Annotated in this window: 11 protein-coding genes; 7 read left to right on the forward strand and 4 right to left on the reverse strand. The window is 54.6% G+C overall.

Going from position 1 to position 16,287, the window contains the following annotated elements; translation table 11 throughout:
- Window positions 1-170 precede the first annotated feature (170 nt).
- Together M8006_RS09120 and metH are read right to left on the reverse strand one after the other, a co-directional pair.
- Window positions 171-1,493, reverse strand: coding sequence for an MATE family efflux transporter (locus M8006_RS09120; RefSeq protein ID WP_250081420.1), 1,323 nt, complete (start codon window positions 1,491-1,493; stop codon window positions 171-173).
- Window positions 1,494-1,496: 3 nt separating this feature from the next.
- Window positions 1,497-5,240, reverse strand: coding sequence for a methionine synthase (metH, locus tag M8006_RS09125; RefSeq protein ID WP_250081422.1), 3,744 nt, complete (start codon window positions 5,238-5,240; stop codon window positions 1,497-1,499).
- A gap of 252 nt (window positions 5,241-5,492) precedes the next feature.
- Here metH and nfuA point away from each other — a divergent pair, with 252 nt between their 5' ends.
- The 7 genes from nfuA to M8006_RS09160 all read left to right on the forward strand — a co-directional run bounded on the left by nfuA (window position 5,493) and on the right by M8006_RS09160 (window position 14,142).
- A complete protein-coding gene (nfuA, locus tag M8006_RS09130) occupies window positions 5,493-6,113 on the forward strand; it encodes a Fe-S biogenesis protein NfuA (protein ID WP_250081425.1) in 621 nt (206 codons plus the stop codon).
- A gap of 210 nt (window positions 6,114-6,323) precedes the next feature.
- Window positions 6,324-7,454, forward strand: coding sequence for an ISAs1 family transposase (locus M8006_RS09135; RefSeq protein WP_250081428.1), 1,131 nt, complete (start codon window positions 6,324-6,326; stop codon window positions 7,452-7,454).
- Window positions 7,455-7,567: 113 nt separating this feature from the next.
- The gene (locus tag M8006_RS09140) at window positions 7,568-9,763 is read left to right on the forward strand and encodes a TonB-dependent siderophore receptor (protein ID WP_250081430.1); all 2,196 of its coding nucleotides are present in this window, start codon (window positions 7,568-7,570) and stop codon (window positions 9,761-9,763) included.
- A gap of 5 nt (window positions 9,764-9,768) precedes the next feature.
- A complete protein-coding gene (locus tag M8006_RS09145) occupies window positions 9,769-10,926 on the forward strand; it encodes an ABC transporter substrate-binding protein (protein WP_250081432.1) in 1,158 nt (385 codons plus the stop codon).
- Complete coding sequence (locus M8006_RS09150) at window positions 10,923-11,990, forward strand: FecCD family ABC transporter permease (protein ID WP_250081434.1); 1,068 nt, start codon at window positions 10,923-10,925, stop codon at window positions 11,988-11,990. Before M8006_RS09145 ends, M8006_RS09150 begins: the two co-directional genes overlap by 4 nt.
- 47 nt (window positions 11,991-12,037) lie before the next feature.
- Complete coding sequence (locus M8006_RS09155) at window positions 12,038-12,802, forward strand: ABC transporter ATP-binding protein (RefSeq protein ID WP_250081436.1); 765 nt, start codon at window positions 12,038-12,040, stop codon at window positions 12,800-12,802.
- Window positions 12,799-14,142, forward strand: coding sequence for an LLM class flavin-dependent oxidoreductase (locus M8006_RS09160; RefSeq protein ID WP_250081439.1), 1,344 nt, complete (start codon window positions 12,799-12,801; stop codon window positions 14,140-14,142). The genes M8006_RS09155 and M8006_RS09160 overlap by 4 nt, the downstream gene beginning before the upstream one ends.
- 14 nt (window positions 14,143-14,156) lie before the next feature.
- Here M8006_RS09160 and M8006_RS09165 read toward each other — a convergent pair whose 3' ends face one another.
- Window positions 14,157-14,708: a TetR/AcrR family transcriptional regulator gene (locus M8006_RS09165; RefSeq protein ID WP_250081441.1), complete on the reverse strand. Its 552-nt coding sequence runs from the start codon at window positions 14,706-14,708 to the stop codon at window positions 14,157-14,159.
- Between the two features lie 327 nt (window positions 14,709-15,035).
- Window positions 15,036-16,070: a DNA-binding protein gene (locus tag M8006_RS09170; protein WP_250081443.1), complete on the reverse strand. Its 1,035-nt coding sequence runs from the start codon at window positions 16,068-16,070 to the stop codon at window positions 15,036-15,038.
- Window positions 16,071-16,287 lie beyond the last annotated feature (217 nt).

Consider the following 16,287-nt stretch of genomic DNA (forward strand, 5'->3'; position numbering starts at 1 on the left):
GCACGGTCCTGCTTAATGCGAAGGTGTCGAGCGGAGCGACACGCTGTTGTTAGCCAAGGTGGTTAACCAAACAACTAAAGCTAAGAGTTGATACACCTTAACGCGGGCTAAATATTCCACAAAAGAATATATAATTATCTTTTTATTTCTAAATGATATTTAAAAAGCGCTTACAAAGGGGATGCCCAGCGTCGACGCTGCCAAACCCATAAAAACGCCAGTGAGTTGAGTAGCCGATAAATCAGCTGAACGAGCCAAATCCCAATGAGGCCATGTTCATGAACAACCCCGACCCACCAGGCAAGCGGTAAAAACAACAGCCACTGCATACTCAGCGTTAACATCATCACAGTGCGTTGGGCGCCAGCGCCCATCAGTGCCTGCGCGAGCACCAACGCGGCGGCATCGAGTACAATCATAGCCCCCGTGAGCTGAAGCGGAAGCCGACCGAGAGCAATTAACGCCTCTTGGTGAAAAAACAGCCCTAGCAGCGCACTAGGGAATAACAGCATCGGAAGCGCTAACAGGGCAAGTAATTGCCAAGCAACGCCAAGGGCATCCCAACCCCAGCGATGCGCCTCCTGGCGGGCCTCCCGTCCTAGCGCGTCACCAACAAGACTCATGGCTGCCACGCCCAACCCAACGCCAGGCAAAATTAATAAAAGCGATAAGTTAATTAGCACGTGGCCCACAGCGACGCTGGCGGTATCAATTTGGCTAAGCATCCAGATTAACACCGCGTAACCGGCGGCAAACCAAAGTTGCTGGAAGGAGTGGGGGAATGCTAGCACCAGCGTCTGGCGTATTTGTTGAGAGGAGGGCAAATGCTGCAAAAAACCCTGCTGACAAGCGCCTTTAACACTGACGAACAGCCATGCCACTAGCCCGATGAAGATTGAAAGCGTGGTTCCAGCGCCTGCACCGCTGGCCCCCATTTGCGGAAGCCCTGCATAGCCAAAAATCAGTCCGATGCTAATGAACACATTAAGCACGTGAACACCAACAATAATACGCAGGTAGAGAGACGTATATTGGCGACCATTCCAATAACCACGAAAACACAGGGTCATCGCGATGGCACTAAGCGACACCACGCGCCAGCGAAAATAATCCACGGCGACGCTGTGGACATCGGTCGTTTGCGTCATTAGCCGAATGAGAAGCGGTGCTTGCCACCAAGCCATTAGCGTTAAAGGGAGCCCAACCCCCAGTGCGATCAGTAGCCCAGCATTAAGCGGTTGAGCCGGGGTGGCGCATTGCGCGCCGGTACGTTGCGCGGTTTGCGCCTGCACCCCAGATGAGAGCCCGAAGACGAGCGCCGTCATCATGAACATGGCATAGCCACCCACACCGACGCCAGCGAGGGCGACCTCACCCAGTGAGCCGACCAGAGCGGCGTCGATAAGATTGAGCACGCTTTGCGACAGCATGCCCAACATGATCGGCAGCGCCAAGCGCATGACTTTGCTCCGCCGATGGCCCATCAGCACCATGGGTTAGCTCGGGTCGTAAGAGAGCACAGGGGCAAGCCAACGCTCTAGTTCGGTAAGTGTCATGCCCTTACGCTCCGCGAGGACTTCGACTTGATCGCGGGTGATTTTTCCCGTCGAGAAATACTTCGATTGCGGGTGGGAGAAGTACCAACCCGATACCGCTGCCGCTGGCCACATGGCAAAATTCTCGGTTAATTCAAGGCCGGTATTATGGGTGGCATTGAGCAACCGGAAGAGCGTGGCTTTTTCTGTGTGATCGGGGCAAGCAGGGTAGCCCGGTGCAGGACGAATGCCCTGGTATTTTTCCGCAATAAGAGAATCATTATCCAGCGCTTCTTCGGGGACATAGCCCCAGAATTCCTTGCGCACGCGTTCGTGCATGCGTTCGGCAAAGGCCTCGGCTAAACGGTCGGTGAGTGCTTGAACCATAATGGCGTTGTAGTCGTCGCCAGCGGCTTCATAGGCTTTGCTCAGCTCGTGCACACCGTGACCGGTGGTTACCGCAAAACCGCCAATCCAATCGGGCTGTTCACTTGCTTTCGGCGCAATAAAATCGGCCAGGCTATAGCAGAGACCGTCGCGCCCTTTGGTGGTTTGCTGACGAATGTGGTGTAGCTGCTCCACTACGTCGCGACGCTCGTCGTCACTGTAAACTTCAATGACATCATCATCCACGGTATTTGCCGGCCAAAAACCGATCACTCCGCGTGCCTGAACACGTTTTTCATCGATCAGTTTACGCAGCATCTTCTGCGCATCGGCAAACAGGTTACGTGCGACTTCGCCCACTTTTTCGTCATTCAAAATCTTGGGGTACTTGCCGGCCAGTTGCCAGCTCATAAAGAAAGGCGTCCAGTCGAGACGCTCGATAAGTTCTTCAAGGTCGTAATCATCGAAAACCGTGAGCCCGCCAACGTTGGGTGTCGGCGGCGTATAGGCGGCCCAATCGGTGCGAAAGCGCCGCTTGCGCGCCTGCTCATAACTTAAGTCAGCCGCTTTGGGGCGACGTTTGGCATTACGCTCGCGGACTTTTTCGTACTCTTCACGAATCTCTGTGACATAAGGTGTTTTAAGGTTGGGTGTAAGCAAACGACCCGCGACGCCAACGGCACGCGACGCATCGGTGACGTAAATTACAGGGTGTTCGTATTGCGGCTCGATTTTCACCGCCGTGTGCGCTTTTGACGTAGTAGCGCCGCCGATCAACAGCGGAAGGTTCATGCCGCGACGCTGCATTTCTTTAGCGACGTGAACCATCTCATCCAGCGACGGCGTAATCAGGCCCGAAAGGCCAATGATATCGGCATTGTGCTCTTCGGTGGCCTGCAAAATCTTTTCCGTAGGTACCATTACGCCGAGGTCAATGACTTCGTAGTTATTACACTGCAGTACCACGCCGACGATATTTTTGCCGATATCATGGACATCCCCTTTGACGGTCGCCATGACGATCTTGCCCTTGGTTTGGCTCTCACCTTGGGAAAGCTCGGCCTTTTCTTCTTCGATGTAAGGAATGAGATACGCCACCGCCTGCTTCATCACGCGGGCTGACTTCACTACCTGGGGTAGGAACATCTTGCCGTCACCGAATAAATCGCCCACCACGTTCATACCGTCCATCAGCGGGCCTTCGATGACCTCGATGGGGCGGGCGGCCGCATGACGCGCTTCTTCGGTGTCTTCTTCAATGTAGGCCGTCACACCTTTGACCAACGCATGCTGGATGCGCTGGTTAACTTCCCAGCTACGCCAAGCAAGGTCCTCTTTTTTCGCCGCGCCGCTGCCATCGCCTTTGTACTGTTCGGCAATATCTAAGAGTCGCTCGGTGGCGTCCTCGCGACGGTTGAGTACCACGTCTTCGACGGCTTCACGTAACTCGGTGGGTAAATCGTCATACACCGCCAGCTGACCGGCATTGACGATCCCCATGGTGAGGCCCGCGCGAATGGCGTAATAGAGGAAAACGGAATGGATCGCCTCGCGCACCGCGTTGTTGCCGCGAAAGGAGAATGAGACGTTAGAAACGCCACCGGAGACCATAGCATGGGGCAGGTGTTCACGAATCCATTGTGTCGCCTCGATAAAATCAACGGCGTAGTTGTTGTGTTCGTCAATGCCGGTGGCAATGGCGAAGATATTGGGGTCGAAAATAATATCTTCTGCCGGGAAACCGATTTCATCGACCAGCAAACGATAGGCGCGCTGGCAAATCTCGGTTTTACGCGCAAAGGTATCGGCTTGGCCCTCTTCATCGAATGCCATGACCACAATAGAAGCACCGAAGCGGCGGCACTTGGTTGCCTGTTCACGAAAGGCTGCCTCTCCTTCTTTGAGCGAGATCGAGTTGACGACGGCCTTGCCCTGCACACACTTCAGGCCAGCTTCTATAATCTCCCATTTGGAAGAGTCGATCATGATCGGCACACGGGCGATATCAGGCTCACCGGCAATCAGATTGAGAAAGCGCACCATGGCTTCCTGCGACTCCAACATGCCTTCATCCATGTTGATATCGATCATCTGGGCGCCGTTTTCGACCTGCTCCAGTGCAACTTCTAGCGCCGTAGTGAAGTCTTCCTCCACAATCAAACGCTTAAAGCGAGCCGAGCCAGTGACGTTGGTGCGCTCACCGACGTTGACGAACAGCGAGTCTGCCGCAATATTAAACGGTTCAAGCCCCGATAAGCGGCAGGCCGCGTTGCGCGTGGGAATTTTGCGTGGTGCCATGTCCGCGACGGACTCCGCAATCGCGCGGATGTGCTCCGGTGAGGAACCACAACAGCCGCCGATAATATTGACGAGCCCGCTTTGGGCGAATTCGCTGACGATGGCCGCCATCTCTTCTGGCGTTTGATCGTACTCACCGAATTCATTAGGCAACCCCGCGTTTGGATGAGCGGAGACAAAGCGGTCGGCTTTGGTGGAAAGCTCTTCCAAATAAGGGCGCAGCTCCTCAGCCCCCAGCGCGCAGTTCAGCCCTACTGATAGGGGCTGAGCGTGGCGGACAGAGTTCCAGAACGCTTCGGTCGTTTGCCCGGAGAGGGTGCGGCCGGAGGCATCGGTAATGGTGCCAGAGATCATCACCGGCAAGCGCTTGCCGCAGTCGTCAAATAACTCTTCTAGGGAATAAATAGCGGCTTTGGCGTTGAGCGTATCGAAAATCGTCTCGATCAGAATCAGGTCAGCACCGCCCTCGATCAAGGCAATGGCGGCTTCGCGGTAGTTCTCGCAAAGTTCATCAAAGGTGACATTACGCTTAGCCGGGTCATTGACATCCGGTGAGAGAGACGCAGTGCGCGAGGTCGGGCCAAGCACCCCGGCCACAAAGCGTGGCACGCCGGTCTCGCTGGTCACCGCATCGCATACCTCACGGGCCAGGCGCGCCGACTCGCGATTGATTTCCGGTACTAAATCTTCCATGCCGTAATCTGACTGCGACAGGCGCGTGCTATTGAACGTGTTGGTTTCAATAATGTCAGCGCCAGCTTCAAGGTAGTCGCGATGAATCCGCGTGACGACATCGGGGCAGGTCAGTGCCAATAGATCGTTATTGCCTTTGAGATCTGAAGGCCAGTCACTAAAGCGTTCGCCGCGAAATTCCTCTTCGCTCAGCTCGGCATTTTGCAGCATGGTGCCCATGCCGCCGTCGAGGATCAGGATGCGCTGTTCAAGCGTGTTTTTAAGCGTGTTGCTAACGGAGGATTCAAGGCGTTGGGAAAGCGGCACGGTCAAGGCACTAGCAGACATGGCAGGGGGAGATCTCCAGCGTCACAGTAAACGTCATCAGTGCCGCAGTTGCCAGCGGCAAAGAGGGTATTATTAATAAGATATGATAAAGGGCAAGTATGATAGCAGAGCGCGTGCGCGGTGGCAGCCTCCAGCGTGGCAAAAGCCTACTAAAACGGTCGGGATTGTGCTGACGGCTAGTTTTGGCTTACTATAGCAACAAATGACATGTGAAGTGGCCGTTGCCACTGCCACGGGAGGAAAATACCCCTCATGAGCACGACAGCAGAAGAAACCGTAGAAGAAGTAAAAGGTATCGAGATTACCGATAGCGCACAAGATTACCTGGCTGAGCTTTTAGATAAGCAAAACGTCGAGGGTATTGCGGTGCGTATCTTCATCACTCAACCGGGCACGCCGTATGCGGAAACTTGCTTGGCTTACTGCCGCCCTGGCGAGGAAGAGCCCACGGACCAAAAGATTGAGCTTGAGAAGATAAACGTCTTTCTGGATAAAAACAGCTTGCCGTTTTTAGACGAGGCGGTGGTGGACTTTAATGCCGACCGCATGGGCGGGCAGCTCACTATTAAAGCACCCAATGCCAAGATGCCCAAAGTTAACGCTGATAGTCCCCTGGAAGATCGTGTTAACTATGTGCTTTACAGTGAAATCAACCCTGGGCTTGCCGCGCACGGTGGTGAGATCAAGCTAGTTGAACTCACTGAAGATCAAGTGGCGATACTCGCCTTTGGTGGCGGTTGCCAAGGCTGTGCGGCGGTGGATTTAACGCTGAAGGACGGCGTGGAAAAAACGCTGGTTGAGCGTATCCCCGAGCTTGCGGGTATTCGTGATGTGACCGATCACTCGGATACAACGAACGCTTACTATCGCTAACGCGACTTAGCAGTACCGGTTGTACTTCAAAAAGCCTGACAAAACGGCGCCCCAAATGTTGGACACTCTGTCCGGCCTTTGGGGTTTTTTATTGAAAATCAATACGATGAGGCGTTCAACCTGCTGGTTGTGCAGGGCTCCCGAATAATCGGTTTCGTATAGACAGATAGTTACGTAACCTACCTCATCTTCAACAAGGTGAGGTGTGATATGTCTTCGGATCTGATTTCCCATCTATCGGTCATCAAGGACCCTCGCGCCGACAAAAACAAGCTATACCCCTTGGAAGAGATTCTACTGCTGTGCATCTGTGCTGTCGTGAGTGGCGCCGATGGGTGGGCCTCCATTGCCGACTTCGGGCGCGACAAGCTGGATTGGCTACGGCAATTTCTTCCCTATGACCACGGCATTCCCTCCGAAGATTGCCTCGGCTGGGTGATGGCGCGACTGCCCGCCCACACGTTCCAGGAGGCGTTTGCGGCCTGGACGCAGGCCGTGGCACAGATCCAGGACGGCGATGTAGTCGCTATTGACGGCAAACGCCTGCGTCGCTCGCACGATCGTCGTAACGGCCGAGCCGCCCTGCATGTCGTGAGCGCATGGGCGAACGAGCAGCAGTTGGCTCTGGGGCAGGTGGCTACCACGGAGAAATCCAACGAGATCACCGCCATCCCCGAGTTGCTGCGCTTGCTGGAGATCCGCGGTGCCATCGTAACCCTCGATGCGATGGGCTGCCAGACGGCCATCGCGGAACAGGTCGTAAGCCAGGGAGCCGACTACATTCTTGCGGTCAAAGACAACCAGCCCACTCTGTACGAGGCGCTGCGCGACTACTTCACCACGGCGCATGGGGGTGGCTTTGCCGGTGTTCCTATGACGTATTATGAGGAAACCGATACAGGCCACGGCCGCTGTGAAGTCCGGCGTTGTTGGCTTGTCGAAGATCTTCGGACCCTACCTGATCCTACGCAGTGGTCCGGTCTCCGGAGCATTGTCTGGGTTCAGGCCGAGCGTCATGTCGGTGACCAGGTCAGTCGCGAAGACCGCTACTACATCACCACCCTGAGCGGTTCAGCCCAGGCCGTCGGTCGTGCTGTGCGCAGCCACTGGGGCATAGAGAACCAACTACACTGGGTTCTGGATGTCACCTTCCGCGAAGACGACAGCCGCATCCGCTGCAATCATTCGCCGGCCAACTTCAACACCCTGCGCCAGTTCGCCCTGAATCTACTCAAACGCCATCCGGATCGTCGTAATGTTGTGACACGCTCGGCTAAGTTAAAAATGCGAATCATTCATGTTGACTGGCGGTCGGTCGAAAGTTATTATTCCTGCTATTAATCCATCTGATTTCTTTGCTTAGGACTAATATGGGCCACCTCTTATCACTACATTCCCAAAAACATCCAATCTCATCATGGTCGGGATTTTCGGCTCCCTGGGTGCCTTCTTGCATGGCGGCTGCCGCTTCTATGCTAATTGCGGGTGGCGTTTCCGCCCATTCAGAAGAAGTCTCAAACGGTGCGTTTCAGAAACAAGACGCAGATGGATCTGCCAATATTTATACGTTACCGGCTGTGACAGTCACCGCGGACAGTGAATGGGATATGGGAAACGGGCCCGTCCAAGGGTATGTGGCTGAGCAATCGACAACTGGGACCAAGGTCGACTCCTCAATCCTGGAAATACCGCAATCTGTCTCGGTGGTCACTCGACGGCAGATGGACATTCAGCAGCCTGCTAGCAGTAGCTCTGCGCTGCGCTACACCGCTGGAGCGACGAGCGAGAAGTATGGGGGCAATGGCAGTTATATTGATATCACCCGAATCCGTGGAGTTGACGCGGATTACTATCTGGATGGTTTGCGGATCATTGGTAACCCAGGAAGCTGGCTACCACAGATCGATCCCTACTCACTAGAGCGGATCGAAGTACTGCGCGGTCCTTCGTCGGCAATCTACGGTCAGGGTACAGGCGGCGGTATTGTGAATCAGGTGAGCCGCAGGCCCCAGGAAGTTGAACATCATGAAGTGAGCCTTCAGTTCGACAACTTTACCCGTAAGCATATAGGGCTGGATAGCAGCGGGGCGGTGAACGATGGCGGCTCACTGCTTTATCGCATTACCGCAAGCGGTTTGGATACCGAGGGCCAGATTGAGGATGTTCGTCACAAGCGGTTCTATCTGGCACCGTCACTGACCTGGCGACCAAACTCACAAACGTCATGGACGATCTTGGCGACGCACTCTCGTGAGCCAGATTTGCCCAACTACAACAGCCTCCCGGCCGTTGTATTAGGGCTGGATGATAGCCCGTATCCCGAGATCGATCGGAAGAGAAACTTCACGGATATGGGTTTCGAGGATTCCTCGCGCGACCAGAACTCACTGAGTTCGTTCTTCGAATATGATTTTGGCAACAGTTGGACATTTTCCAGTAACGCACGCTATATGGATGTCAGGTCGAATATCCAGCGAGGGGTCGTTTACGGATACCAGGAGGTTGATGGTCTGCCGCAGCTGCGTGGCTACTACGAACAGACGCCTGCCAAGGTGAGCACATTCTCCATGGACAATTACCTGAGTGGCAATCTGGAGTTGGAGGCAACGACCCATACCATACTGGCGGGAATCGATTACTCATCCGGTACTCTGGAAAACGAGTTATACAGTGTCGGACCTGTGCTTTTCGATCCTTACGGCCCAGAGTATCGTCCAGATATCATGCCCGACTTTACCGCCAGTCGTCAGGCACCATGGAAATCACAGCAAGACTTCACTCGCATAGGCGCATATCTTCAAGACCAAATTGCCTACGACCGGTGGCTTGTGACACTTGGTGTAAGGCATGACTGGTCAAGAACCGATGATGAGACGCACAGCTATTCTCCCACTGCACGACTGACCAATCAGGATGATACAAAGTGGAGTGGTCGCGCGGGCTTGAGCTACCAATTTGATGGCGGCCTGGCGCCCTATATCAGCTATTCCACATCCTTTGATCCGCTTTTGGGGACAGACTACAAGGGGGATGCGTTCGTCCCGGTTGAGTCCAGGCAAGCAGAGGTTGGTATCAAATATCAACCTGCGGGTTCCGGAACGTTATTGAGTGCCGCGGTATTCCAGCTGGAACAGACCAACGTAAAAACAAGTGATGCTGATCACCTCGGGTTTAATACCCAAGCAGGTGAAGTTCGCACGCGGGGGCTTGATTTGCAGGCGACCACGGAACTTGCGCGTAATCTCAACCTGATGGCCAGCTATACCTATCTGGACAATGAGTTGGTCGAGGATGCTTTGTATCAAGGGAACAGCCTGACTCAGACACCTGAGCATAGCGCTTCTGCATGGATGGACTACCAGTTTGGTCATGGCCCGCTTTCCGGTTTGCAGGTCGGCGGAGGGGTGCGCTATCTAGGCAAAACCTTTGCCGACCCCAGTAACGATTTCGAGGTGCCTTCAGCTACGCTCTTGGATCTGGCGTTAACCTACCAGCTTGGTTTTCTTTCGTCGGAGCTGAGCGGAGCTTCGTTGGCAGTTAATGTGAGCAACCTGACAGACGAACAGTATGTTGCCAGCTGCACGTCGCGCCTTTACTGCTTCGTCGGACAAGACCGGACGATGACGGCAACATTAAACTATCGTTGGTGATCATTGTGTTCGATAAAACGTTTTCGAGACGCGATGTGCTAAACGGCATGCTGGCGGGAGGATTGCTTGTTGCCACCTCTCGTTCGCGCGCTGGCATCCAATCTCCAATAGTTATCACTGACATTGCCGCGCGCAGGCTTCACCTCGATTCGCCTATCAAGCGTATCTTGCTAGGCGATGGCTCCCTGGCTTATGCCATGGCCTTGCTGAACCCCGAAGACCCATTTGGCGACGTCATCGGTTGGGGAGATAACTTCCGGGGGGCGGATTTGGACGGCTATAAAGCCTACCAAAGAGCGTTTCCCGAGATTGACAGCATCCCGTCCTTCCCAAGCCGGACTGTGGACTCTATCGGAGCGGAGTTCGCGATTTCGCTTGAGCCGGACGTGGTCGTGATGAATCTCAGTTCAAAGCCGGCAGTCGAGTCGTCCAGGCTGATGCAGACCTTGGCGCGGGTTGGTATTCCCATTGTGTTCGTAGACTTTCGCACTAAGGTACTGGGCAACACTGCCCGGAGTGTGCAGATTCTTGGTGAGTTGCTGGGGAGGCGTGACCGTGCCATGGACTTTCTGCACTTCAGGCAGGAACAGATCAACCGAGTAACACAGCCGCTAACGCATGTCCGGACGAAACCGAGCGTCATGATCGAGCGCGCCGCCGGGCTATATGACGATTGCTGCCTAACCTACGGCGACGGCAATTTCGGCGAACTGGTTGCTGTCGCTGGTGGCGAGAATATTGGAGCTCGGTTTCTTCATGGCCTGTTTGGCACTTTGCATCCAGAACAGGTGGTTGAATCCGAACCGGATGTTGTTCTAGTGACGGGGGCTAACTGGACCCTGTACTCGCCCGCGGGTGATTGGGTTGGCCTTGGGCCCGGCGCTGATATTGGCGAGGGTCAGGCTCGCCTGGAACGGTTGATGGCACGACCGGCTTATCGGTTGCTGTCTGCGGTTAAAACGGGACGGGTACATGCGATCTGGCACCCATTTTACGACAACCCGTATCATTTTGTGGCGCTCCAGCGCATTGCCAAATGGTTGCACCCAGAACTGTTCGACTCGCTTGACCCCGACGCGACCTTTGCCGAACTGCATGAACGTTTTCTTCCCGTTTCCTATCAGCCGGGGTATTGGCTCAGCCTGTATGGAGAGTCCTCATGACTGAAACAACTATCATCGAATCGACTGTACTCAAGCGCGGTCGGTGTTTCTATGTCGGTCTTACCAGGCAGAGGCTGACCCTACTCGCAGGTATCGCCTTACTGACATTCATGTGTTTCATTGCAGATCTTTCAATCGGTCAGGCTCATTATACGCCGAGGGAGGTACTGGCCGCTCTCTGGAACCCAGATGCCCCTCTCGCTGTTCGGGTCATACTGTGGGACATTCGATTGCCGGTAGCACTGACAGCGCTGGTGGTTGGTGCCAGCCTGTCTGTGGCGGGTGTCAAAATGCAGACGGTGCTGGGTAACCCGCTGGCAAGCCCTTTCACGTTGGGGTTGTCCGCGGCAGCAAGTTTTGGTGCTGCGCTTGGGCTGATTCTGGGGGTGAGCATCCTGCCGGCATCGGCCGTGGCCTTTGCCGTTCCGGCCAATGCCTTTGTGGTTTCCATGATCGCAGCACTGGTGATCTACCGCTTGAGCCAAAAGCGGGGGATTACCACCGAGATGATCGTGCTGCTGGGTACCACTCTGGTCTTTACGTTTACTGCATTACTGGAAGCACTGCAGTACATTGCGCCCGATCAGGCGCTTTCTGCCGTAGTGTTCTGGATGATGGGTAGCCTGTCGCGTACCAGTTGGCCGCAGCTGGCTATCCTGAGTGCCATTCTGCTTTTTGTGTCGGTGTTTTTCGCTCGCCGAGCCTGGGCCTTTACGGCGTTGCGCCTTGGAGATGCGCGAGCAACAAGTCTTGGTGTTCCCGTGGGCCGGTTGCGTTTACAGGGAATCCTGTTGGGCAGCTTGCTGGCTTCGGTCTGCGTGTCATTTGTCGGAACCATCGGATTTGTTGGCCTGGTGGCACCTCATATCGCCCGCATGCTGGTGGGGGAAGACCAGCGTTTCCTGCTGCCTGCTTCGGCCCTCTGTGGCGCCTGCATGCTTTCTGCTGCTTCGGTGTTGAGTAAAACCCTGGTTGAAGGGCAAGCCATACCTATAGGTATTGTTACCTCGCTGGTGGGTGTGCCGATGTTTTTTGTTTTGATCTTGCGGTCGAGGAAACTGTGATGGAGCTACTCAACGTATCAGGGGTGTCTGTTGCATTCGGTACCCGTGTGATCTTGCGGAATCTGGACTTTGGTCCTCTGCGCGCTGGCAGTGTTACGGCATTGCTGGGGTCCAATGCGGCGGGAAAGTCCACATTGCTGCGCCGGATGGCCGGTGAGTTGCGGGGGGCGGGCAAGGTTGAGGTGGTCGGGCAGGCGGTTGAAGCCTGGCCAACATACCATTGCAATCGCCCAGCCCACGTCCCCCAGGATATATCGATGATGTCGTCGCTGCGAGTTTTTGAAGCCGTGCTGCTGGCGAGCAAGCAAGGTAGCGGTTGGGGGGTGAATGACGATGAAATGGATGTTGTTATCCGCATGCTACAGACATTGGGTATTCAGGCCCTGGCAGATCGCGAACTGGCCGCACTCAGCGGTGGTCAGCGTCAATTGGTATCCATTGCCCAGGCGCTGGTTCGGGAGCCTCGGGTTCTGTTGCTGGATGAGCCGACCAGTGCCCTCGATCTGCAGAATCAGTTCGAGGTGCTCGAGTTGCTATGTCAGCTTGCGCGTGAACGTTCCATGTGTGTGGTCCTGGCCATACACGATATCAATCATGCGCTGCGTTTTGCCGATCATGTGGTGGTTCTCCATCAGGGCCGGGTGGAAGCGACCGGCTCGCCACGTGAAGTCTTGACGCCGGGGCTGATGCAAAAGGTCTACGGTGTCCTGACGCGCCTGGAGTGTTGTTCCCAGGGGTATCCATTTCTTGTTGTGGACCGCTCGGTCAGGGATAGGGCGGAGTTGTCGAAGGTAGAGGAGGCTGCGGTATGAGCGGAAATCAGAGGTCGATAGTTCTGCTGGCGATGCCCAGTATCCATTCGGGAGCATGGCGTTACCCTGGCGCTCAGCCAGATTTTCAATCCAGCTTCGAGCAGATGAAATGGTTTGCCCAGATATTGGAGCAAGGGTGTTTCGATGGGCTGTTCTTGCCCGATTCCCTGGCCGTTCGAGCAGCACCGATTGAGGCATTGGCGCGGGGGCACAGTGTCGCTACGCTTGATCCGTTGACGCTGCTGCCTGCACTGGCTGCTGTGACACAGCATATCGGCCTGATTGCCACAGCCAGCACGACCTACAACGAGCCTTATATGCTTGCGCGACGTTTGGCTTCGCTCGATATCATCAGTGGCGGCCGGGCGGGCTGGAACCTAGTGACATCCAGTAATCCCAACGAAGCGGCGAATTTCGGCGTCGAGCAGCATATGGAGCATAGTGCCCGCTATCGGCGGGCGCGGGAATTCTGTTCGGTGATGGACGGATTGTGGGAGAGCTGGGACGAAGATGCGTTCTGCCGGGATGCGGTAAGTGGCTTCTTTTTTGATCCAAGCAAAATGCATGCGCTTGATCATCGGGGCCCTCATTTTTCTGTACGTGGGCCGCTGAATGTCGAGCGCCCCGTCCAGACGCGGCCGGTGGTGGTTCAGGCCGGTGCGTCAGAGGCTGGACGACAGGTTGCTGCCGAAACAGCCGAGGTGGTTTTTACTTATCAGACTGATTTGCCGGCCGCTCGGCAGTTCTATGCCGACATGCAGCGTCGGGCGCGTGCAGCGGGGCGCCAGAGTGCCTTGAAAATCATTCCAGCGGTGTTTGTTGTGCTGGGGGATACTCTGGAACAGGCGCAGGAAAAAAGACACCAGCTGGATCAGTTGGTTGATGACGAGAGCAGTCTGGCAACCTTGTCGATCGCGCTTGGGCATGACATCTCCCAATATGATGAAAACGGACCGCTCCCCGAGATTCCCGAAAGCAATGCCAGCAAAAGTGGCCGTGACCGGGTCATCCAGCTCGCCCGAAGAGAAAACCTGAGTATCATTGCGTTGGCGCGACGCGTGTGTGGGTATCAGGGCCTCGAAATGGTCGGAACGGCGACGATGGTCGTGGACCAAATGCAGCAGTGGTTCGAGGGCGGTGCGGCAGACGGTTTCAATATCATGTTCTCACATTTGCCTGGTGGGGCAACCGAGTTCGTTGAACAGGTGGTACCTGAGCTACAAAGACGCGGTTTGCTCAGAAGGCGGTATGAGGGGCGCTCGTTCCGGGAAAACCTCGGGCTGGAAACGCCTCCGCATGGTTACTCACGTCGTTGTGCCAACGGCAGTGATTGTGAATAAACGCGACGTCAACCTCACCTAAGATTTTTTGCAGGGGACGTCAGCATGTTCAGACAAACATCCGAAACGCTATCGGCAAAGGGCGAGCAGTCTCTTGTTTGAGACGCAATAATGTCATCCGTGGCGCCATGGACACCGGAATAGATCAATAGCGCTACCACTCTTGGGTTTTCCGGTGCCCAAAGGCCCGCGGACCGCCCTCCCTCAATGATGCTCAATAGCTGATCAAGAATGGCGTTCTTAGCCTGGTTGGAGCGATCATGGTGATGATGATTGGTATAGACGATGTCGTGTATACGATAGGTGTCGACGTAGGTTTCCACGTTTGCCCGAATCCAGGCGCGAAGCCGTCCAATCCAGTCGCCTTCGTCACAGGCCTCAAGCGCTTTCTCCAGTTGAGCAAGGAAGTTCTCCGTGTAGCGATTGCCAAGCGCTCCCAGGATTTCATTTTTGGAGAAAAAATAATGGTAGAACGTGCCCTTGGCCACGTCTGCGGCTTTGACGATGTCGTTGATCGTGGTTGCTTGAACGCCCTGTTCTAGAAACAGCGCTTCTGCAGCGTTCATTAACTCATTAAGTCGTACATCAGCAGGTTTTGTGCGAGGGCGATTGCGCTGGTCGGCTGATTTCTTCGCGTCAGAGGACTTTCCTTGCATTTCATTTTCTCAAGTGTTGATAAAGACATGTAGTGTAAAGGCAGGAAGTTTGGGTGTCTTTGGGAGACTATACTAGCCGCTTGAACTTGACCATTGATTGGTTGATGTTGTAGCGGGTCCGGTTCTAGGCTGAATTCCGCCTCCTTCAATCAAGCCAGAATAGGGAGTTAAGGCCTCTAGCCCTGCGCAGCCTGCCTATTTAAGCATTTAATATTGTTCATGATTATGAGCTGCAGGTCACTCATTGGGTGGATTGTCTGTTTTTTCTTGCGAGGAAATTGTCTCCGGCAGGGCTGTTAACTGTGCCTGAAGGGCTTCCATTCGTTGCCAAAGCTGTTGCTGCCAGTTTTCGTCTTGAAGCGCCGTTTTGTGCTGCTGTTCTAGTGCTTGTTGGGCCTTATCGAGCTCGCTCTGCAGGCTGGAGTGCAGCTCTTTTAGCGATATATTGTTGCGCTCAAGCTCGTCAATTCGCTGTTGCAGGCTGCTGTTGTCTAACTGGTAGTGCTGCAACGTGTCTTTTTTGAGCTGAAGTTCTTTCGCCAAACTGTCTGATCGCTGCTCCAACTGGAGTAGGCGCTTTTGTAGTGCTTTTTCTTCTTGGGCACGCTCTTGTCTAAGCGTGTCTAGTAACGCCATCAGTTTTCCTTCTGCTGCTTCGTTACGCTGCTCTTCCTGAGCAAGGCGCTGTTCCCAAGCGGCTTGGCGTTGTTGCAGCTCTTCAGTGAAGCGCTCTTTCAGCGAAGCGACATCGTGCTCAGACTGAGCAAGCAACTGCTGGTATCGCTTAGCATCTTGATTGGCTTGCTCTGCCTGTTGCTGCCACTGATGCTCATTCGCTTGGCTAGCGGCCAGTTCGCGATTAAGTGACTCCAAGCGCTGTTCTGTATGTCGCAAATGCTCTGCAAGGGCGCTTTCTCGTTGCTGCGCATTGGCTATCTGCTGAAGCGCTTCGGCGGCTTCCTGCTGGGCGCTCTCTACCTGCCGATTAGCATCTTCACGGTAGTGGACGAGCGCTTGATTGGCGGCCTCTTGCGCCTCGCGCCATAGCTCGGTTGCGACGTTAACGATGACTTCTGGGACGCCTTTAGGTGGCGGAACATCGCGATTTTGCTCTCGTTCAATACGCCAATGACGAAAATGCTCACTGATCGTTGTGAAGCTGCCGGTTCCCAGTACTTCCCGAATGCGTTGCACGCTAGGGGTGTCGCCGCGAGCGAGCAGGGTGTCGATTGCTTGCTGAACATCACTGTATTGAATCCCGCTGCGAGCCATGGTGCTTATCCCTATCAGATTGGTAGCACTATTTTCATAGGTTTTGGTTAAAATTACAATAATTACGTAATACATAAAACGTAAAATTATTTACATTAATTGCTATAAATTCAAGATTACCCGTATTATCTTGAATTTCTGCGGGTGTACTGGCACATTAGACGCTTAGCTTGAAAGGAGCCTTCGTGAAAGAGCCAAAACCCGTCATATCCGCGCC

The organism is Halomonas llamarensis, from assembly GCF_023555005.1.
Lineage (GTDB): Bacteria > Pseudomonadota > Gammaproteobacteria > Pseudomonadales > Halomonadaceae > Vreelandella > Vreelandella llamarensis.